20 protein-coding genes are annotated in these 21,913 nt (G+C 40.1%); 1 reads left to right on the top strand and 19 read right to left on the bottom strand.

Annotation, left to right across the window (positions count from 1 at the left end; translation table 11 throughout):
- Positions 1–31: 31 nt before the first annotated feature.
- From yhfZ to BUF11_RS01960, 9 genes are all read right to left on the bottom strand, one after another.
- Positions 32–958: a GntR family transcriptional regulator YhfZ gene (gene yhfZ / locus BUF11_RS02000; protein ID WP_073587124.1), complete on the bottom strand. Its 927-nt coding sequence runs from the start codon at positions 956–958 to the stop codon at positions 32–34.
- Positions 959–1,121: 163 nt separating this feature from the next.
- A complete protein-coding gene (locus tag BUF11_RS01995; protein ID WP_073587123.1) occupies positions 1,122–1,868 on the bottom strand; it encodes a response regulator transcription factor in 747 nt (248 codons plus the stop codon).
- An 11-nt stretch (positions 1,869–1,879) separates the two neighbouring features.
- Positions 1,880–2,722 carry a carbohydrate ABC transporter permease gene (locus BUF11_RS01990; RefSeq protein ID WP_073587122.1) on the bottom strand — a complete coding sequence of 281 codons (843 nt, stop codon included), beginning with the start codon at positions 2,720–2,722 and terminating at the stop codon, positions 1,880–1,882.
- A gap of 17 nt (positions 2,723–2,739) precedes the next feature.
- A complete protein-coding gene (locus tag BUF11_RS01985; RefSeq protein WP_073587869.1) occupies positions 2,740–3,609 on the bottom strand; it encodes a carbohydrate ABC transporter permease in 870 nt (289 codons plus the stop codon).
- A 125-nt stretch (positions 3,610–3,734) separates the two neighbouring features.
- Complete coding sequence (locus BUF11_RS01980) at positions 3,735–5,051, bottom strand: ABC transporter substrate-binding protein (RefSeq protein WP_073587121.1); 1,317 nt, start codon at positions 5,049–5,051, stop codon at positions 3,735–3,737.
- A gap of 35 nt (positions 5,052–5,086) precedes the next feature.
- Positions 5,087–6,838 (bottom strand): sensor histidine kinase, encoded by a 1,752-nt coding sequence (locus tag BUF11_RS01975; RefSeq protein WP_073587120.1) that lies wholly within the window; start codon positions 6,836–6,838, stop codon positions 5,087–5,089.
- A gap of 5 nt (positions 6,839–6,843) precedes the next feature.
- Complete coding sequence (locus tag BUF11_RS01970) at positions 6,844–8,712, bottom strand: family 20 glycosylhydrolase (protein WP_073587119.1); 1,869 nt, start codon at positions 8,710–8,712, stop codon at positions 6,844–6,846.
- A gap of 343 nt (positions 8,713–9,055) precedes the next feature.
- A complete protein-coding gene (locus BUF11_RS01965; RefSeq protein ID WP_330393834.1) occupies positions 9,056–9,235 on the bottom strand; it encodes a type 1 glutamine amidotransferase family protein in 180 nt (59 codons plus the stop codon).
- Between the two features lie 30 nt (positions 9,236–9,265).
- Positions 9,266–9,784 carry a cysteine hydrolase family protein gene (locus BUF11_RS01960; protein ID WP_073587118.1) on the bottom strand — a complete coding sequence of 173 codons (519 nt, stop codon included), beginning with the start codon at positions 9,782–9,784 and terminating at the stop codon, positions 9,266–9,268.
- 128 nt (positions 9,785–9,912) lie between these two features.
- Here BUF11_RS01960 and BUF11_RS01955 point away from each other — a divergent pair, with 128 nt between their 5' ends.
- A complete protein-coding gene (locus BUF11_RS01955) occupies positions 9,913–10,845 on the top strand; it encodes a helix-turn-helix transcriptional regulator (protein ID WP_073587117.1) in 933 nt (310 codons plus the stop codon).
- Positions 10,846–11,282: 437 nt separating this feature from the next.
- On the opposite strand, the gene panD is transcribed toward BUF11_RS01955, so the two are convergent.
- The 10 genes from panD to BUF11_RS01905 all read right to left on the bottom strand — a co-directional run bounded on the left by panD (position 11,283) and on the right by BUF11_RS01905 (position 21,874).
- The gene (gene panD / locus BUF11_RS01950) at positions 11,283–11,690 is read right to left on the bottom strand and encodes an aspartate 1-decarboxylase (RefSeq protein ID WP_073587116.1); all 408 of its coding nucleotides are present in this window, start codon (positions 11,688–11,690) and stop codon (positions 11,283–11,285) included.
- A gap of 6 nt (positions 11,691–11,696) precedes the next feature.
- Positions 11,697–12,542, bottom strand: coding sequence for a pantoate--beta-alanine ligase (gene panC / locus BUF11_RS01945; RefSeq protein WP_073587868.1), 846 nt, complete (start codon positions 12,540–12,542; stop codon positions 11,697–11,699).
- A 38-nt stretch (positions 12,543–12,580) separates the two neighbouring features.
- Positions 12,581–13,408, bottom strand: coding sequence for a 3-methyl-2-oxobutanoate hydroxymethyltransferase (panB, locus tag BUF11_RS01940; protein ID WP_073587115.1), 828 nt, complete (start codon positions 13,406–13,408; stop codon positions 12,581–12,583).
- A gap of 494 nt (positions 13,409–13,902) precedes the next feature.
- The gene (locus BUF11_RS01935; RefSeq protein ID WP_073587114.1) at positions 13,903–14,538 is read right to left on the bottom strand and encodes a biosynthetic peptidoglycan transglycosylase; all 636 of its coding nucleotides are present in this window, start codon (positions 14,536–14,538) and stop codon (positions 13,903–13,905) included.
- A 276-nt stretch (positions 14,539–14,814) separates the two neighbouring features.
- Positions 14,815–16,068 (bottom strand): M20 family metallopeptidase, encoded by a 1,254-nt coding sequence (locus BUF11_RS01930; RefSeq protein ID WP_330393832.1) that lies wholly within the window; start codon positions 16,066–16,068, stop codon positions 14,815–14,817.
- A gap of 59 nt (positions 16,069–16,127) precedes the next feature.
- A complete protein-coding gene (locus BUF11_RS01925; RefSeq protein WP_073587113.1) occupies positions 16,128–17,030 on the bottom strand; it encodes an ABC transporter ATP-binding protein in 903 nt (300 codons plus the stop codon).
- Positions 17,017–18,069, bottom strand: coding sequence for an ABC transporter ATP-binding protein (locus tag BUF11_RS01920; protein WP_073587112.1), 1,053 nt, complete (start codon positions 18,067–18,069; stop codon positions 17,017–17,019). Before BUF11_RS01920 ends, BUF11_RS01925 begins: the two co-directional genes overlap by 14 nt.
- A gap of 11 nt (positions 18,070–18,080) precedes the next feature.
- Positions 18,081–19,106 carry an ABC transporter permease gene (locus BUF11_RS01915; RefSeq protein ID WP_073587866.1) on the bottom strand — a complete coding sequence of 342 codons (1,026 nt, stop codon included), beginning with the start codon at positions 19,104–19,106 and terminating at the stop codon, positions 18,081–18,083.
- 44 nt (positions 19,107–19,150) lie between these two features.
- Complete coding sequence (locus BUF11_RS01910) at positions 19,151–20,089, bottom strand: ABC transporter permease (protein WP_073587111.1); 939 nt, start codon at positions 20,087–20,089, stop codon at positions 19,151–19,153.
- 69 nt (positions 20,090–20,158) lie between these two features.
- On the bottom strand, positions 20,159–21,874 hold the full coding sequence (locus BUF11_RS01905; RefSeq protein WP_073587110.1) for a peptide ABC transporter substrate-binding protein: 1,716 nt from the start codon (positions 21,872–21,874) through the stop codon (positions 20,159–20,161).
- Positions 21,875–21,913: the final 39 nt, after the last annotated feature.

Genomic DNA, 21,913 nt, shown 5'->3' with positions numbered 1-21,913 from the left:
TGTAAATTGTTTTTATAAAATAATGCCTAATCTAATAATTAGGCATTATTTTGTTTTCTATTACATCCTTCTGGATTTGTTCCACCCGTTCCGATTTAAAAAATCGCTTGAAATAATTCTTAATCCCTGTCTCATCGGCTCTTGTTACAATAACAGCCTGGGTATTCTCCCTATTTCCGGTTGCCTGGTTAATATCAATACATTTCAAATCAATATTGTTGATAATATTTTCTTCCAGGCTCCAGATGGAACCGTCAATGGTACCATTTCTAATACTCTCAATAATCTGATTGTATTTAATAGGCACAATGGTGATATTCTTCCCCTCAAAATATCTGTGGGTTATATCTACCTGGTCAAAGGAAGAATGGTCAACACCAATTCGCATACCGTCAAAAAAGTCCTTAAAATCGTGATTCACAATGAGAGTATGCTCATTTACGTATGTCTTATCCGCCAAATCCGCAATTATCTCAATAGGAACTTGTTCATCCATATAATGTCTGGCCGTCAGCTTCGACATGATACAGAAATCGTATCTTCCGTCTAACAGGGAATTAATTCTTCGCTCGGCGCCTGACATAAATGCCAGATTCGCCGATATATCCTTGTTATTTAAAGTCTTGTAGATTCCTGTTGCTAATCCCTCATATCTCTTTGAATAAGGCAGTGGCATAACTCCCACAAGATTCTTAATTCCGCTGATTTTCATTAAAATGCCATAATCTATCTGGGTTATTATGCTGCCTTTGTGACCCCTTGTCTCAAAATCCAGGGCTCCAAAAGATTGCAGATTCTTGAGAGCTGTTTGCACAGTACCTCTTCCGACTTTCAGTTCATCGGCAATATTGATGATAGTTTCCATCCTGTCGCCTTCCTGCTTTGCCAAAAGAGTTTGGGCCAAATACATTAATACCAGACCGTTTTTTTGCATAAGTACCGCTTGAATCTTATCCATGTTTCCCCTTTGTACATTTTACTGTAAATTGTTTATATAGGTATAATACCAATTCTTACGTAAAGAATCAAGAGAAATCTTTAAAAACTTTAACCAAAAAATTAATATTTTTTTCGTACATATTGCACAATTCAAAACTATTATACGCCAATCCCTTTAGTACTTATCTTATATTTTTTCCTGTATCTGACTTGGCCTGATTTCTGAATTCGTTGGGAGTACAGCCGTTATACCGCTTAAAAACCTTACTGAAATATGTGATATCATAGATTCCCACTTTCTCTGATACTTCATACACTTTATAGTTTCCTTCCAACAGGAACTTCTTTGCATACTTCATTCTCACTTCATTGACAATATCCTTAAAGTTCTTATTGCAATACTTACTGATTAATTTGCTTAGATGCCACACGCTCACAAAGTTTTTGTCTGCTATCTCTGAAAGAGTAAGTTTTTCATCGTAGTGGCATTCCACATATTTCAGCACCTGCTCTACCAGATAATTGTCAATTTTATCACGTTTTACTCCCCTGCTCTCATCCAGATTTTCCACCATGCATGTAAGTGCTTCCTCTATTTCTTCTAATTGAGACGGTTTTAACAGATATCTTGTAACCCCATATTTAATTGCCTGCCTGGCATACTCCAGATCTCCGTAGCCGGTCATTATGGTAACTTCCTTCTCTTTTAACTGTGGCTTAATACGTTCTAACATCTCCAGTCCGTCCATATTAGGCATACGGATATCCGTGAAGATGATGTCCGGATTGACTTTTTCAATTAGCCGGATCCCCTCTATTCCATCATCCGCCTGACCTGCTATCTTACAGTTGAATTTTTCCCAATCCACAACACTTCGCAGTCCTTTTAAGATAATCTCTTCATCATCAATTATAACCACACGATACATGCAAAATCCTCCTAGCCTTTTACTGCACCTGCCGTCAGTCCCTTTACTATATTTTTCTGCAGCAAAATATATACAACTAAGACAGGTACCACTACCAGCACTACAGATGCTGTCATTAATCCGAAATCTGTTCCGTATTTTGAACTGATTTCATTCAGTAATGCACAGACAGGAAAGGTCTCTCTCCTCCTTAGCACTATCATTTGCGTAAATAAATCATTGTAAGACCATAAAAAGACGAAAATAGCTACGGAAGCCAACGCCGGCTTTGATAATGGAACTATGACTTTTGTATAGATGCGGGAAACAGAAGCTCCTTCCAAAAAAGACGCTTCTTCTAATTCATAGGGAAGCGAGTCCATAAAACCCATTAACACAATAACCGCAAATGCAAGATTAGTGGCTGTCTGAGGGATAATCACTCCCAGAGACTGGTTCACCAGATTCCATTTTACTATCATCTTAAATACCGGTATAATAGTCGCAAAAACCGGAAACATCAGACTTCCCACTATCATAAAGTAAATAATTTTCTTAAATTTAAACTGATATCTGGTCATTGCAAAGGCGGCCAGACTGCCTATCAATAATACAATTAACATAGTGCTTCCCGATATTACCAGACTGTTCCCATATGCCCTCAAAATATTCTGCTTTCCAAAGGCATTTATATAATTTAACCAGCTAAAATTCTGCGGCAGGTTAAAAGAGGAATTCAGTATCTCTCTGGAAGACTTAAATGAATTAAGGATTAACCAGATAAATGGATATATGGTGGTAGCCGCCCATAACAATAATATAATATAAATTGGAACACTGCCAAGTATTTTCTTTTTCCTGTTTTCTTCTCTCATATCATGCTCACCTGCTCCTAGTATTGCTCCTGTTTCATTAATCTGTTAGTAATCTGCGAAATAATAATTCCTAAAACAACAATCATAAAAGCAATTGCAGAACCATAATCCACATTTTCTTCTATAAAAGTCACCTGGTACATATACGTCCCCAAAAGATGGGTAAGTCCCTTGGGCGCGCCTTTAGGTGCAATTACCCAGGGCAGGTCAAAGGCCTTTAATGACCCTGTAACGGCAAGGATAATACATGTTCTGATTACATTTTTTAACAAGGGAATCGTTATGTAATATACTTTTTTGAACCCCACTGCCCCATCCAGCATGGCCGATTCAAAGATATCTTCTGAAATCCCGTTGATTCCGGTTAATAATAATACAAAATAAAAGCCTGCATAGCTCCAGATAATCGGAACAGATATCATAATAAGTGCCAGGCTGTCGGATTTCCAGTTAACCGGATTATGCCCCATAGCATTTAGAATCTGATTCAGCATTCCTCCGTAATAGGAGTAAAATAAATTAAACATAAGGCCTATTGCAGTTGCCGATATCACAATTGGAAAAAAGTATACTGTCTGAAAAAATTTCTTAAAGCGCTTCACGCTGTCCACTAAAATAGCCAAAGTAAGTCCGATTCCAACCTGGAACACCACTGTCAGTAACATAATAATTCCTGAATTCTTAATAGCAATCAGTATGTTTGGATCCTCAAAAAGCTTCTGATAATTTCTGACACCTAAGAATTCTCCCCGGTTCCCGCCTAATCCGACAATATTGTACAGACTGTTCCAGATATTTGATACAAAAGGATAGTATAAAAAGGTAATCATGATAAAAACCATAGGACCTAAAAGCCAGAGTAAATTTATTTTCTTTCGATAAATCATCTCTCTTTTTCCCTCTATTCTCATATAATATACGGGGGCTGTCGCCAAATGAATCTTCCATACCGGCTATTGGTGAATACGGTATTTCTATTTCATTTTGCGACGGCCCCCTTAATGTAATTCAGTTATTCTTTTGTGCTGTTAAAAATAGTAATTGCATTCTCTATCACTTCTTTGGGCTGCTTTGTCCCTTCCACCATGTTGCCTACTGAATTCAACCAGGATGACCATGCCTCGCCGGTAATTCTGGAGTCAATGGGAAGGTCCACTCTGTCTTTTGCATTAACAAAGGTATCCCAGCCGGTCTGATCCAATAAGCTCATGTTTTCCGGAGCGGGTATTTCACAAGGTGCAACAGAAGTAATTTTCTGGAGGAATTCCGGTGAGGAAACCATCTCTACAAAATCAACACAAGCCTGTCTTTTGGATTCATCCTGCCATGCCTTTTTTGTGATATACCAGCCGGATGTAAAGCCTGCAATAATGTCCTTGCTGTTATCCTTTGTCATGGACGGGAAAGGCATTGTCACGACATTTTCCTTATCGGTGATACCGCCCATGAACCAGGAACCATCCACTCTCATGGCCGCCTGTTTATTGTAGAACAATTCAGCGGAAAGAGCATCTGTAGTGGAATTAACATCTACAGGAAAAGCTCCCAGGTCACTTAAAGTCTTAAACTGTTCCATTCCCTTAATCCAGCTTGCCGGTATCTGATCCAAGGAACCAGGTACAACTCTATGGTCTTCCACTCCTCCTGCGGCTAAAACCAGGTGTTCTATCATGTAGTGAGGAACATCGGAAAAGCTGACTGCAAATGGTACGACATTGTTTTCTTTAAAGGTATTTACTGCCGTCAATAATTTATCCCAGTTTGTAGGAAGCTCTAACTTATATTGGTCAAACAAATCCTTATTACAAAAAAGTGCTTCGTAAAATCCACGGGTTGGGATTGCATATTGCTTTCCGTCAGGTGCGGCGGTATAGGCATGCTCATAAATATGTTTGCAGTAATCCGGGAACTCACTGCGGATTGTATTAAGATCCACAAAGCTTCCACTCTCAATCAGCCCATGGCTGTTTGCATCCGTAAAATATAGAATGACATCCGGTTCATTGCCCACTGCAAAATCGGCCTTAATTCTAGATTTCCATTCTTCGTTGGAAGCAGAAGATTCATCCACTACCTCTACGTTAGGATACTTAGCCTGGAAATCTTTAATCATCTGGTTGTAATGCTCCAAGGCCGGGTCGGTTGCTCCGAACATACTCACTGTCTTTAGTTTGATCTTCGTAACCTCATTTTTTGTATCTGCTTCCTTGGATTCTTTCCCATTCTGGTTGGCAGAAGTGTCTTTTTCCCCTCCGGAACAGGCTGATAACGTCCCCAAAATCAATACAATTACCAGCAGCAATGACACTTTTTTAAATACTCGTTTCATAAATACCTCCTCGTTGTGTTTTTGATGCTATAATTCTATTGTTTTTCTCCCTGGTTTTCAACCGGACACACCTGTTGTTTCTTGGAGTTATTTGTGCACGTTAATGGTATTCTTATAACAGATTCCGTCATGCTTTGTTGATTTTTACTAATGGTCAAACCGTATCTGGAACCATAAATGAGTTTTATCCTTTCATTTACATTTCCGATTCCGACACTGTGCTGCTTATTGGGTACTACCTCCCCGCATAGCATTTTTACGATTCTTTCCTCTTCTTCTTTCGTCAGAAGTTTTCCATCGTTAGCAATGCTGATTAGAATTTCTTCCTCTGTTTTCTTAATTAATATTATGATTTTTCCGCCCTTGGCCGGCTCGATTCCATGTACTACGGCATTCTCCAGCAAAGGCTGGATAATCAGGATGGGAACTTCACATTCCAAAAGTTCTTCCTCAATCTCCTTCACTATGGTAATCCTGTCTTCAAACCTCCTTTTTAAAATATAAAGATAAGAATCCATATAACTGATTTCTTCGATAAGGGTAACCATTTTTTTGTTGTTGCGGTTTAAGGTTGCAAGCATGATTACACTTAGGGCACGAATCATTTTTGATATCTCCGTCCCGCCTATCATCTGGGCCTTCCAGTTAATAATCTCTAATGTATTATTGACAAAATGGGGATTGATTTGGGATTGCAGTGCTTTGATTTTAGCCTCTTTAAGATTCAGCTCCTCTTTATATACACAGTCAATGAGATATTCTATCTTTAAAGACATCTCATTAAATCCCCGCATTAATACTCCCAGCTCATCTTCCCTGTCAGATGCCAGGGTAAGCCCCCAATTTCCCTGCTCCACTTCCTTTAATGCTCCGGTTAATTCTACGATGGGACCTACAATGCTGGCATAAGTCTGGAAAAGGACAAAGGAAATACACAGGATAATGAGAAAAACGCTGATCGTCACACCCCTTACAAAAAAAGTCTCTTCCTGTATTAATTTTTCTTTTTCTATTTTGACATTACAGGCTAAAGAGACCTGTTCATCCTCTAAACCGGAGTGAAAGGTAAGCAGCTTGTTTTCCAGAGAGATATTATCTTTATATTCATCCTGTAACTGAAAACTCTCATGATTAATAGTAACTTCAATCCAGTCTTTAAAGGTTTCATTTGACAGCAGTTCTTTAAAGAACTTTTTCGTATCTACCTGGTTTATAATAACACCGAATTTTTTAAAGTTCTTTGTAGAAATCAGATTACGTATAATATAGATCTTCTTATCTCTTACATAGATACAGACTCCGCTTCCCAGATCTTTTGTCTGTTCTTCTATATAAGGGTGGACACTTTTAATATAATGATCTATTTCGTGATAGCCATCTGCTGTTATGGAGTAAATCTGGTCTTTATTTGCTTCCAGTAAAACAGCCGTAAATAATATTTCGTTGCTTAAATAGAATTTATCTTTTAAAGCTGCTGTAATCAGCTTATAAGAAAGGGATTCATTAATCTTATTCTTTTGCAGCAACTCTGCATATTCTTCTATCTTCTCTTCATAGGTAATATCCTTAGACAGCTTTATTGCCGTATGAAATCTTTGAACAGATAACCCCAGAGCATATTTCATCTGTGATTCCACTTCAGCCTTCCGCTTTTGCTCAATTACCTCTTTTTGATAAAAAGCAGAGAAGAAAATCAGGCATGCAAGGGGAACGAGTATTGCAATCACGACCATACTCATCATTTTTGACTTGATATTAATGCGATTGGCAATATTCTTCTTCCTCATCTGCTCTATTTCTCCTCTGACTGTGCTATCTGCCTCATAATCTGCTCAAACATTTGCTCGCTTTTCTCAAGCTCTCCCACTTTGTTCCGGTTCATCCAGTTCTTCATAAATAATTCCTTACTTTCCTGTACAAGCTGCTTTAAGCCCGCAAGCTTTTCCAGACGTTCTTCCCTCTGCAGCAGAGACTGGCTTTCTATGTAAAGCCGGATTTCTGCTGCCAGTTCCAACAACAGCAGGGACTGTTCATATTCTGATTTCGTCCACAGGGAATCTTTTCGTTTCATATCAGACTGTCTTACCATTACTTTCATGGAGTCTATATATTTCTTAATGCCCTCATAATCAAAAGCTTTCCCGCACTCAATTTGTTCAATCAGCTCTTTCCCGCCATCCTCATAAAATCTTTTAGCATATGGAATCATCCAGTTTCGCAAGTACTGAACGTAGTCTTCAAATTCCTCTTTGGAGCATAATCCCATTACCAGCTGATGATGAAACAAGCTGCCGTTAAGTAACCTAAAATCATCAAAACGGCAGATTCTTCCCATCATCAGGGAAAGCTCGCCCATTTGCCCGTTGCTGTCTTCAAAAATGAAATCATTTAAGTAATCCGTAAGTTCTTTCAGAGAAACAGCTTCTTTATTCCAGGTCCTTGCTGCCGCATATGCAAATCCGGGCCAGGATATGGGGAATGCCTGCCAATGTCCTGCATCACCCCAATCCGTCATAAGAATTCCTTTTGCACCATAACGGTGAGCGCAGTCAATTGCTTTATCTACATTCTGAATCATGTTATCGGTTCTTCCGGCAATAGAACACCAGGAGCTGGTTCCCGGACACAGATAAAAGTCCAGATTTCTCTTTTTTAGTTCTTGGCACTCCGTATCAAAAGGATAATGATCCTCATATCCCCAATCAAGAAAAGTGATGTCTTCCGGCAGCGCATCTATACCGTCTGCAAAGCTTATGACCATATCACTCCACATCATCATTTTCTTTCCGTGCTTTTTGCAGATATCATACATTTTAAGAATCCACTTCTGGTATAATCCATGCTCTGTAATACCAAAAGTTTCATCCAGATTCACGTTATAATACTGACTTTCAAACTGGGGAAGCATCTCATTGGTGAGGCATTCAACAAATTCCTCACTTCCTCTGTTCTCCGGATCTAAAGTTCCCGGACGCTGCATTTTGCCAAATGCCATCTCTCCCTCTGCATTTCTCGCCAATCTCCTGAACTCATCAATACTAAGCCAATCCGTCATATGCCCCAATGTATTCTGATTGGGTATTAATTCAATAAAGCGTTTCTTACAGTATTCCTTAAGGGATACAATCTCACTTTTCCTGATATAAGAGTCTTCTTTTAAGTAGCTTCTGAAACTTTCATACTCAAAAGACAGACCTTCTACGTATAGTTGTAACTGATTATATTTTAAATCTGCCATCATATCAACTAATAAGTACAATGTTTCTAATTTGGGTACCTTATTGCGGCTGATATCATACAGGATTCCCCTTACCGGCACATCCGGATAATCCCGCAGCTTCATGCAGGGTATTGATACACCAAACTGCTTTCGTAAGTGCTTTAGTGTAATTGCTCCATAGAAAAGTCCTTTCAGGCTGCCATATTGAATAACGATTCCACTCCGGGTTATTTGTATTTTGTATTCTTCCTCTCCTAATTCTGATTCCTGCAATTCCAGATTATATTTGCCGTCATGGCATAAAATCTCACCCAATACCGTATGCAATACCCCATATAATTCCTTATCCAGATTGGTATTTACTGCTATTTCATCAAAGGTGAAACTTCCTTCCAGATATTCGTATTCCTTAACTTTTGGTAACATCGCCCATTTCTCCATATACTTCTCCATTCTAATAAAAAGTTAACTATCCACTTTTATTATTTCATGCCCATAAGCTTAATACAATGTAGAAGTTTGTGCTAAATGACAAGTTTGTACCAGTTTCACAATTTGGCATCCTCTGCCGCCCTGTCTGATTGCCGCTGCAAGATATTTATACTTTTATGAAGCAACAAAATAAAGGTGCCCTCGGCGCCTCCATCTTAAAATCTAATCTAAAAATTTATCAAATTACCATTCCGCAGGCACAGGTCTGCCATCCCCGAAAAGATCCGGATTACGCTTTAAGCTGCACCCGGTAATAGTAACATTCTTGTTTCACTCACAACAATATCATCAATTAAGTAATTATTGTCAGCCCACCCATTGTATTGATTGGCGCTTTAGAATAACTAACCGTTTTGAGCGATACACGTTGCTCACCCTTTTTGAAAAATCGACAAGAATTCAGCTCCGAAATAGCATACCCCAATTCCCAGTCGGCTAAAGTATCAAGAACGTAAACATAGATTGTAAACATAAATTTCCTCCATTTTCATTATGTTTCTAATTAATGTTTTGTGCTTTCAAAGATGTGATTAGGTAACAAGTCATTTAAACTAATGATTTTACTGCCTTTACTTTCATAATAGCGCAGCATTTCGTCAATTTTCCTTTTATCATAACTGGTAATGCAATCTGATAAGACATTAATGCCATAATTTGCTTTGCGTAAGTTGTAACAGGTTGATTTAACACAAGCAACAGCATCTGCTCCTGTTATGTAAAAATCGCATATTTCATTTTTACTAATAAAGTCTGTAAATTCTTCACTACTTAATGCGTTTCCTTTGTATTTAGTAAAAACATTTTTTGATACCATTTTCAAGTCTGAAGCTAATTCAGCCCCATATGTATTGGGTTTAAAAGTCCTCGTGCCGGCTGATAAATTTTCATGCCTTATATAAATAACATGAATATTATTATTGACTGCCCAATCAATAGCTTTATTGATATTGTCAATTATATCCTTGTAATTCTTTGTTATGTCATTTTGAATATCTATTATTACCAAAGCTTTTTTCTGCATAGTGTCTCCTCTTGATAGGTAGATTGATTTGTTCGCTTTTTTATTGTACCATGTAATTGTTGACAATAGTATGGACACAATCTATAATGATAAAAAGAAATTTTGAAAAATTGAAAGGCGGCTGTCAGATGAAAATTGACAGGCTTGTTAGCATTATTATGATACTCCTTGAAAAAGAGCGGATAGGAGCACAAGAGTTAGCAGATATGTTTGAAGTTTCACCCCGCACAATCTACCGTGATATAGACACTATTAACATGGCAGGTATTCCTGTTTGTTCTGCACCGGGAGTTGGCGGTGGCTTTGAAATCATGCAGAAATACAAGATTGATAAAAAAGTTTTTTCGACTGCAGACCTTTCCGCTATCCTGATGGGGCTTTCCAATCTTTCTACTATGATACGAGGGGATGAACTGGCAAACGCCCTTGCAAAAGTTAAAAGCTTTATCCCAGCCGACAAAGCAAACGATATTGAATTAAAAGCAAATCAAATTTACATAGATTTAAGTCCGTGGATGGGCAACAGGAACATACAACCATATTTAGAAATTATCAAGACAGCTTTACAGGAAAGCAAGCTACTTTCATTTGAATATACAGACCGTTATGGAAACAAAACTGCACGAACAGCCGAGCCATATCAGCTTGTATTGAAAAATAGCGATTGGTATTGGCAAGGGTATTGCCTTAAAAGAAATAATTTTCGCTTATTCAAAATATCTCGCATATCAAACCTACAAATACAAGAGGAATTTTTTACACCACGAGATTATCAAAAACCGCAGTTAGATTTTACTGATATTTTGGCAACTATGCAAACAAAAATCAAAATTCGTATTCATAAATCTGTCATGGACAGGGTACTTGATTTTTGCACTTATGAACACTTTTCGCCTGACGGTAATGAGCATTACATTGTTAGTTTTCCTTTCATAGAGAACGATTACTACTACAATATTCTTTTCAGTTTTGGGGATAAATGCGAGTGTTTAGAGCCGTTACATATCCGCACAGAAATGAAGCGTAGAATACATGATATAGCTACCTTATACGAAAACTAGAACAAGAAGTCTATTCTCATATTCACAATACTTTATGGTCGCTATATTGTGCTATTCGTTGTTTCCGCTAACCGGCAAGCAGGGCAAGTGTGCACACGCTTGCATACTTAGCGATTTGAGAAAGATTATTCACGCTTCGGCGTTGCAGTGATAAGAGTTCTTTTACAGGCGCAAGGTCAACATTTACGGCATATCCGTCAATCATCATCTTTAAAAATCTGTTGTCCAATTTTCTTTTATTTCATAGGCTTATACATTCGTCTGTCGGCTGTCTATCTCGTTGTTTTAGTATTCGGAAGTTGCTTCCTTATGGACACTGCCCATTCTCCAAGGGCTGCAACTAAGTGGGTCGGATGCCAGGAACGACTTCCGGCCGTTTCATAAATAAGTGTCATTTGGCTTAATTTCAATCGCCGAAATGCATCGTCTTATCCTCTCTATCCTTGTTCCGTATCGCACATATCCTTCAATAATCCATGTTTCTCATAATTGGTTTTTCGGACAATATGGTTATGGCCATCTACAAAGACTACGCTTGGCCTATGTTTTTTAGCTTCTTTGGGTGTAAGTTTGGCATACGCCATAATAATAATTTTATCATTAACCTGTACACATCTTGCCGCTGCACCATTCAGACAGATAAGACCTGAACCGCGTTCCCCGGCAATTGTATAGGTTTCAAAGCGCTGACCGTTATTAATATCTGCAATGTGTACCTTTTCATACTCTAAGATACCTGCCGCATCCAACAGATCTTCATCTACCGTAATACTTCCAACATAATCAAGTTCCGCCTGCCCTACTGTTGCGCGGTGTATTTTCCCTTTTAACATTGTAATCTTCATAGTAGATTAATTCCTTTCAAATGTAAAATTATCAATTAATCTGGTCTTTCCGATAACTACTGCCATTGCAACCAAAACCTTCCTGTCCAGTTTCTCCACTTGCCTCATGGACATTGCATCCACTGCCTTTAGATAGTCAATCTTCGCCAACGGTTCTTTTTGGATAAATTCCTTCATGGCTTTTATCAGAACAGCCGCATCCCTTTCACCATCTTTTATAAGCTTCTTTCCAAGCCGGATGCTGCCGTATAAAACAAGTGCTGCTTTTCTCTCCTCCGCATTCAGATAAGTATTGCGTGAACTTTTTGCCAATCCATCAAACTCTCTAACAATCGGACAGCCAATTACTTCTGCATTCAGATTCAAATCCTTAACCATACGTTTTATAATAGCAAGCTGCTGTGCATCCTTTTCTCCAAAATAGGCTCTGTCCGGAGTAACAATATTAAACAACTTTAAAACAACAGTACATACACCCCGGAAATGTACCGGTCTGCTTATCCCGCAAAGTTCCTCCGTAAGTACGGACATGTCCACATAAGAGCAAAAACCGGCGTCATACATTTCCTCCGGCTCCGGATGAAAAATTAAGTCCACTCCATTATCCCTGCACAATCTGCTGTCACGTTCCAAATCTCTTGGATAGCTTGCCAAATCTTCTTTTGGACCGAACTGCATGGGATTGACGAAAATACTCACTACTACCCTGTCATTTTCCCCGGCCCGGTTAATTAAGCTTTGATGCCCTTCATGAAGATATCCCATTGTGGGTACAAACCCAATACTTAAACCCTCTCTTCTCCATTCCTTTACACACTGCCGAACTTCTTCTATTGTCTTAACTATTTTCATATTTGTATTTTCTTTCACTTTTATCTCCCTCTCTTCTCTTAATACAATTTCTCGATTATTTCATCTGCCATATTAAAAGCATGTTCTTTTCCCGGAAAAATACCAGCCTTTGTTTCTTTGATATACTGCTTAAAGGCAGCTGTCATCATTTCACCCACATCAGCAAAGCATTTAACAAACTTCGGCTTAAACCCACCGTACATAGAAAGCATATCCTGATAAACCAGAACCTGCCCATCGCAGCCTGCGCCGGCTCCAATTCCGATGGTAGGAATATGGATTGATTCCGTAATTAAACTTGCCAGCTTATCCGGCACACATTCCAGCACAACTGCAAATGCTCCTGCTTCCTCCACAGCTTTTGCATCCTGGATCAGCTGCCTTGCCGCTTCTTCGTCTCTTCCCTGAACTTTATATCCGCCAAAGGCATTTACCGATTGTGGTGTTAGTCCAATATGTGCAACTACAGGGATAGAAGCCTCTGCAATTGCTTTAATCTGAGGACACATCTTCTCCCCTCCCTCAAGCTTTACGGCATGAGCACGTCCTTCCTTCATAAGACGCCCCGCATTAAAGACAGCATCATAAATGGATGTCTGATATGACATAAACGGCATATCTGCCACAATAAATGCGTCTTTACACCCCCTGGCAACTGCTGCCGTATGATGAATCATGTCCGCCATGGTTACGGATAATGTATCTTCGTATCCGAGCATTACCATTCCTAAGGAATCTCCAACTAATATGGAATTAACTCCCGCTTCATCAATTAGTTTTGCTGTAGAATAATCATATGCTGTAAGCATCGTTATCTTGTCTTTCCTGTTCTTTTGTTCTAATATTGTAGACACCGTATTTTTCATTCTCTTCCCAGCTCCTTTTCCAAGACCATGAAACCCTTTTTCGGCTATTTACTGCCGTTGCAATGGTTATATACGAAAAAAGAGCACCTGTTTACACAGCAGAAAAACTGCTGTACAGCAAACAAGCGCCCGATATCGAACCAAATTATATATTATCCAATTATCTGTTTCTATACAATGTAAAATGGAATAATTTCTAGTTCCTGCCGCTTCTGTTTACATGGTCAAGACTATATATTTTTAATATTCCTGTTATCTAATGTAACTTCTTTTAGAAGTCTTATTCTATGCATTATAAGCTGTTACTCTTCCATTCTGCTATCTTCCCATCTGTATATTCATACAGTATAGTGATATCCGATAAAGTTCAGCTATATCAATACATTTACTGGCTTAGTATAACTTATTTTATTACGTTAATCAAGAGATATATTTTTCTTAAGAATGAAATTCTTCATGGCTAAAACAAACTTAAGAGGGCTCCAATTCCGCCATCAGCCAGCATTTAATACCTTTTGGCAAACATTAGGATTGTAGTTATTCGGACTTTTGATAGTCCATACAAGTGCATTGATTTGTGTTTTTGATAATGCCAGAGGATTAACGCCATAATAATGATTTGCCGCTTGTTTCAAGCCATAACAGCCCTCACCGTAGTATGCAATATTACAGTAAAGTTCCAGTATCTCATCCTTCGTAAGCTTCTTTTCAAGTTGAAAGGCAACAAAGAGTTCTGCAATCTTTCGCTCATATTTCTTTTCAAAAGAAAAATACATGTTTTTTGCAAGCTGCTGGGTAATGGTGCTGCCCCCTTGTACAAAGCTTCCGGCAATAACATCGTTTACGACAGCTCTCGCAGTAGCAATCGGGTCGATACCAACATGATAATAAAACCGTTTGTCCTCTGATTTTATCACTTGCTTTTTATATTCTTCCGGTATCTCATCAAATGTAATATAATTTTCTTTTTGTTTGAGTTCCATAATCTTATCCGAAATACTAACTGCCTTTGTTGCAGTCTTATACATTTCATATCCGGTATATATAGTAGGTGATACTTTTACAATACCGGCAATGAAACTGATTATAATAAGTGCCAATACACTAATTTTAAATATTCTATTTTTCATTAAAATCACTCCTTTCGTGGTTTGCTTCTTCAGTATAACAACGAAAAGATTATGCAGCCATAGATTTTCCTTACGCTAAACTAACAAATTTGTAAGATTAAAAGCGGACAGCCTTTCCCCTGGAAGATGCCGCCCGACGTTGGCAAAGATTAATGACTTATCCTTTACATCACAAAAAGGGACTGGTCTTTCCCAGTCCCTGCTGCATTTTTTCCTGCTACATTCCTAATGAATGCAGATAACCCGCAAACTTCTGATAACCATCCGTCCACTATATCAGATTTGCTCTTCCAGGCATTTTTTATGTTCCGCTTTAATTTTAGATAGTAGCTCCTCATTTTCTATCAGATCAAGGGCTGTAAAACTTAAAACTTTTGCTCCCAGTAAAACAGAAGAAAGTCCTTTCTCCGAGCATGCGGCTGCTTTCATTTCCTCACTATGCCCCGGAACGGGGACGTCAGTAATTGCTATATGAGGCTGTATAACAGGTATTACCTGGGATACATTTCCCACATCTGTGGAGCCTAACGGGCCGTTCTTTTCATGGGGTGTAATAATTTCCCCGAAGAGTTTTAGGTTTTTTTCATACACTGTGTCAAAGGAGGGTGTGGGAATGGTATTTTCTACCCTGTTCTGATATGGCTGCATACGTCCTTTTGCTCCTGTAGCCAGAGCAGCTCCTTCTACAATATGTTCAACTTTCTGATAAACTTCTTCCAGTTTCGGCGCTGTTGCCGCACGAAGATAAAACTTGGCTTTGGCATATTCCGGAACGATGTTAGGGGCATCCCCTCCGTTGGTAATAATTCCATGAATACGGACGTCGCTTGATAAATGCTGCCTCAACGCGTTGATGGAATTATAGACCTGTATTACTGCATCCAAGGCATTAATCCCCTTTTCCGGTGTGCCGGCGGCATGAGCTGCACGCCCCCAGAACTCAATATCCACCGGTGCACAGCCAAGGGATTTTCCCGTTAACTTATGGGTATTTGCCCCGGGATGTACACACAGGGCAGCATCTACATCTTTAAAATAACCTTCCCTTACAAAGCTTCCTTTTGCGCTCCCGTTTTCTCCGCCTTCTTCACCCGGTGTTCCGTATACTCTTATTTCACCGCCTGCCTCCTGTATGACCTCCTTTAATGCAGCAGCCGCCAATAAAGAGGTTGCTCCGAAGAGATTGTGGCCGCAGCCATGCCCCAAACCTTCCAACGCATCATATTCAGCCAGAAAAACTAATACCGGCCCCGGTTTATCTGACCGGTATACAGCTAAAAAGCCTGTTCTGTGTCCCGCAACATCTGTTTTCACTTCAAAGCCTTCCTGTGTCAGCTGTTCCGAAAGACATTTGCAGGCATAAAATTCATAATTACTCACTTCCGGGTGCTCATGTATATCGACAGCAATCTTTTTGTAGATGTCTCCTTTTGTATCAATAAACTCAATCAACCTTTTTCTTCTATCCATATTTACACCCATTGCATACCGCAGTCCAGCCAGTAGACTGTTCTGCGATTTTCCTTTCACTTTTAACCTCATTTCCTATGACCGGCTTCTTGTTTTCTTATCCCTTTAAATACCATATATTAAAAATTACCCGCATCATCGCAGTAAACATAATGATTCGGCTTTAACTCCCGCAGCTTAAGATCCTCTCTGTAAGGCAGCGGTATATAAGACACCCGCCTCCTCTCCCGCTCAAAATAAGGATCCGGGAGCGGAATGGCAGAAATCAGACTTTTGGTATAAGGATGAATGGGATTATGATAGACCTCCTCCGCCTCACCCACTTCCAAAAGCTTTCCTTTATACATTACACCGATACGGTCAGAAATATATTTGACCATGGATAAGTCATGGGCAATAAACAAATAAGTAAGCTTTTTGGTCTTTTGTAATTCTTTTAATAAGTTTACTACCTGCGCCTGGATGGATACATCCAATGCGGATATGGGTTCATCGCAAATTACCAGCTGCGGATTCAAAGCCAATGCCCTTGCAATACCTACTCTTTGCCGCTGTCCGCCGGAAAACTCATGGGGATAACGGGAAGCAAAGTCCATATTCAGTCCCACTGTCTTCAGCAATTCTGCTACAATATCATCGCGCTCTTTTTTAGAAGCCGCCATATTATGGATATCTAAGCCCTCTGCTATAATATCCCTTACCTTTTTACGCGGATCCAGAGAGGCATAAGGATCCTGAAAGATAATCTGGACCTCCCGCCTGAACTTCATCAGTTCTTTTTTATGATGAATCTGTGCTATATCCTTTCCTTTATAACGTATGGTTCCCGATGTGATATCCAGCAGCTTCACTATCATTCGCCCTGTTGTGGTCTTGCCGCAGCCCGATTCCCCCACAAGTCCGAAAGTTTCACCCTCTTTGATATAAAAATTAATATCATTTACGGCATTCACTTTCATTGAACCGGTATCATAAGTATGTACCAGCTGTTCCACCTCAAGAATTTTATTAGCTTTCTGCATACAAACCGCTCCTTTTTATAAATTCCTCTCTGCGCTTATTTAGAACAGCGGGAGGATTAACTTTAGGTGCCCGCGCATCCAAAAGCCAGGTAGCAGCATAATGAGTGTCACTGATCTGAAACATGGGTGGTTCATAAAGCTCATCCACTGCCAGAGCATATTCATTTCTGGGAGCAAATGCATCTCCCGTCGGTGGTTTTAATAGGTTGGGCGGTGCTCCGGGTATCGTATATAAAGAGGGTGCACTTGTGTCCAGTGTCGGCATGGAATTTAAAAGTCCCCAGGTATAAGGATGCCTCGGATCATAAAATATTTCATCTGCGCGCCCGATTTCTATGATTTTACCCGCATACATTACTGCGACCCGGTCCGCCACATTTGCCACAACTCCCAGGTCGTGGGTAATAAATATGATGGAAGTATTGATTTTCTTTTGCAGGGATTTCAGTAAATCAATAATCTGTGCCTGCATGGTAACATCCAGGGCGGTAGTCGGTTCATCCGCAATCAGCACTTTGGGATTGCATGCCAGAACAATGGAGATAACAATCCTTTGCCTCTGCCCGCCGGAAAATTCATGAGGATATTGCCGGCTGCGGCGTCTCGGATCTTCTATTCCCACTAACTGCAGCAATTCAAGCATCCTCTTCCTGGCCTCTTTCCGTTTCACCTTCCTGTGAAGTGTAATTACCTCCTCAATCTGACGTCCAATCTTCATTGTGGGGTCAAGGGAAGTCATAGGGTCCTGAAAAACCATTGCAATATCATTTCCTCTGATATGGCGCATATTACGTTCACTTACCTTAAGAATATCCGTTCCTTCCAGTAAGATTTCTCCGGCATCAATGGATGCATTTTTTGATAAAAGCCGCATTAACGTTCTGCAGGTAACCGTCTTTCCGCTTCCTGATTCACCCACAATAGCCAGGGTTTCGCCTTTATGTAACGAAAAGCTTACATCTCTGACCGCATGGACCTTTCCTGCCTGTGTGGAAAACGATACGGATAAGTTCTTTACATCCAATTGTATATTTGACATATGGCATCCTTTCATTCTTTCATTTTGGGATCGAAGGCATCCCTTAGCCCGTCGGCAAATAAATTGAAAGCCAGCATGATGATACACAGGATAATAGACGGAATCCACATTTGGTATGGATGAATACGGAACATCTTATAACCGCTGTTGAGGAGAGTTCCCAGAGAAGCATTGGGAATCTTCATGCCAACCCCGATAAAACTTAAAAAAGTTTCGAAAAATATAGCAGAGGGAATGGAAAACATTGCTCTGACGACCACTATTCCTGCTATGTTAGGCAGTATGTGGGAGATGGCGTTGCGCACCTGGGAGGAGCCTAACGCCACGGCAGCCTGCACATACTCCATATTCCTAATGCGCAGGGTCTGCGCCCTTACAATACGGGCCATGGGAATCCAGGAGGATATGGTCAATGCAAATATAATGGATAAGATACCCGGCTTAAAAATCAGCAGCATAAGTACTACCAATACAAGATTAGGAATCCCTGTTAGTATTTCCAATATTCTTTGCATGAAATTATCTACCCGGCCTCCTTTTAAAGCGCTGGTCAGGCCATAGAAAACCCCGATGGTCAGATCCAGAATGGCCGCTATAAATGCGATCGTCAGCGATATACGCGTACCGTACAGAGTTCTGGATAACAGGTCTCTTCCGAATTCATCTGTTCCGAATAGATAATTCCGGTCTGCCGGAACCTTGGCCAGGGCATAGCGGTCAATCAATTTACCCTGTAACTGCGCCCGCCCATTTAAGCCATTGATTGAAATACCTGGTATGCGAGGCGGCAGATTTGCATGGGGTATGTTTTGGGTATTCGGATTATAAGGGGCAATGACAGGAGCCAGGAAAGCAAGTATGATAATGACAGTCAACAGCAGCATAGAGGCCAATGCACCTTTGTTTTTACACAGCCTTCTCCATGCATCCTGCAAAAATGTAGGTGACGGCGTTATCTCCTCCTTTACTGCCGTATCCTGTCCGGTAGTTTTAAATCGAAAAAGCTCCTTTGGTATCTGGTTTATATTGATATTCATGTACTCTTGGCATCCTTTCTTCCTATAACTTTCTGCTGCATAAATCATGTCTTCTGACCCACACGGATTCTCGGATCAATCAGCTGGTACAGAACATCCATTAAGAATATAACGATTACCAGTAAAGTCGAGAATAAAATAGTTACTGCCATAATAGTAGAATAGTCATTCGAAAGTACGGATTTTGTGAATTGCTCGCCTATTCCCGGTATGGCAAAGATATTCTCCACAACCATGGAGCCGGTAATCAATGAAACCGTTAAAGGGCCTATTATAGTTACCATGGGTATCAGCGCATTCCTTAGCCCATGGGTCAGGACCAGACGCAATTCACTCATACCCTTTGCTCTTGCAAGTTCGATATAGTCACTGCCTAACACTTCTATCATTTCCGTACGTATAAACCGGGAGGTATCAGCCATAGGTGATATGGACAATGCCAGGGTCGGCAATATGCTGGAACTGAAACCGTCTTTCCATAGGCCGATAGGCAAAAGACTTAAGGATACCGCAAAAATATACTGTAAAAGAACTGCAACTACAAAATTAGGAGCGGAACGCCCCACAATGGCAAAGAGAGAACAAAAAGTGTCAATCCAGGTGTTATGCTTCATTGCTGCGATAATGCCCAATATTATTCCTATTAATGTACCGAAGATTACCGCTTGTAATCCCAGCTGAATGGAAACTCCAATCCGGCTTCCCAATAAGGTTGTGACTTTCTGGTCTGAAAATTGCAGGGATATTCCGAAATCACCGTGAAGGATATTATTGATATAAGTAGTATACCGTGTAAATAGAGGCTCGCTTAATCCATATTTTTCATCCAATACCTGAAGCTGTGCCGGGCTTAATTTATCCCTGTTATTATAGGGGGTACCGGGAAGCAGATTCATCAGGAAAAAAGTTATGGTTACAATAACCCATAATGTTGTCACCATATATACCAGCCTGTGACTGATAAACCGAAGCCATCGTTTCATGGTTTCTCCTTTCAATATAACAAGAACCGCTTCATAAGGCGGTTCTTGTTTTTACTATTTATTAGTCACCTATTCTTCAATATATGCACGGGTAATATCAATAGGAGTTCCTAATACATGGGTCACATACCCTTTGAGCTTAGGATTTATTAAATAACTTTGTGATGCCTGCACAATAGGTATCACCACCGCATTATCTATCAGATACTGGTTAGCTTCTTTTAGATGTTCCCATCTCTTTGTAAAGTCCGTACCGTCTGCCGTCTCCAGAGCAGTAACCAGATTTTTCAGTTCTTCCGATTTCCACTGGCTGTGGTTGTGCTCATAACCTTCTTCATGCTGCTTCACATAGGAGGTAGGGTCAAAATCACCGGTCCAGCCGCCTAGAGCCAGATCAAATTTATAACTCATCATCTCTTCAAAGCGAACAGATGCAGGAACATTTGCCAGGTCGATTTTCAGTCCGGGTAAATTGGTCTCATAAATACTCTGCAGATACTGTCCGATTTTGATGCTCTCATCCGAATCGCTGGTTACCAGCCGAAGGGTTATGCTGTCTGTTCCCAGCTCCTTTAATGCCTGTTTGAAAAACTGCTGCGCTTTTTCAACATCCGTATATACAAGTACTCCGAAATCTTCCGCTATACTTTTACCATTATCGGGATTTACCGCTATGCCATTGGGTATAACTCCTACGGAAGGAACTCCGTCACCATTCAAAATAGCGGTAGAAAGTTCTTCACGGTTTAGGGCATACAAAAGAGCTTTGCGGAGGTTTTCATTTTGAAGATATTTATTGGAGCTGATTCCCATTTCAAGATTCGTCATACGCAAGGTCTGAACTGAAACAAGATCCTCTTTGCCCTGATACAGCGTTATGTATTCACCGGTTACTTTTGTGCCGTCTAACTCTCCGGCTTCATATAAATTAGCACCGGTTGCTACTTCTTTTACAACCTGTATGTTGATTTCATCAAAATGAATGTTATCGGCATCCCAATAATAAGGATTCTTTACATATTTCCAGGATATATCTGTTCCATTCCAATCTTTTAATACATAAGGACCGCTTGCCAAAAGTGCATCCGAGGTCAATCCATAATCCTTTCCCTGCTCTTCTACAAACTTCTTGCTTACCGGTGACAGTAAAGTAGAAGATAAGGTTGTGTTTAAGTAGCTGTTTGGTGCAACCAGCGTAAATTCAAGCTTTGTATCCGATAAAGCTTTTACTCCCAGCTCTTCCGGCTTTAAGGTGCCTGCGATAATTTCTGCGGCATTCTTTATGTATGTCAGGTTATTTGCACTCTGTGATCCCGTTGCCGGGTCTACAACACGCTGTGCGGCATATACAATATCTGCAGCTGTAATCTTATCGCCATTTGAAAACTTTGCATTATCCCTTATTTCGACTGTTACCGTTAATCCGTCAGCACTTACTTCCGGCAGGGCAACTGCAAGATTCGGGACAGCTTCATTTTTCTCATTTATACGATAAAGGGGGTCAGCTTGAAAGTCTATCTGTTCTGAACTTATGGTATCATAACTTTTTCCCGAATCCATCGTAGTAACTTCACCGGGTGCTACCCAATTTAGCACTTTTAATTTACCGGAATCTTCCGCCTCGGTTGGTGCCTGTGTAGCTTCAGGAGTTGCTGTTTCTGTTGTGCCGGTTGGTGTGGCAGAATCCGAATCAGCCTGTTTGTTGTCAGCTTTAGAGCACGCACCAAGAAATAGTGTGCTGGTTAAAATCAAAGTCAAAATAACGGAATATAGTTTTCTTTTCATAAATTACTCTCCTTTTTGTTATGTGAATAGAAATAGAAA

This window comes from Anaerocolumna xylanovorans DSM 12503 (assembly GCF_900143645.1).
Classification (GTDB): Bacteria; Bacillota; Clostridia; order Lachnospirales; family Lachnospiraceae; genus Anaerocolumna; species Anaerocolumna xylanovorans.
This window is presented reverse-complemented; position numbering and strand designations above follow the sequence as displayed.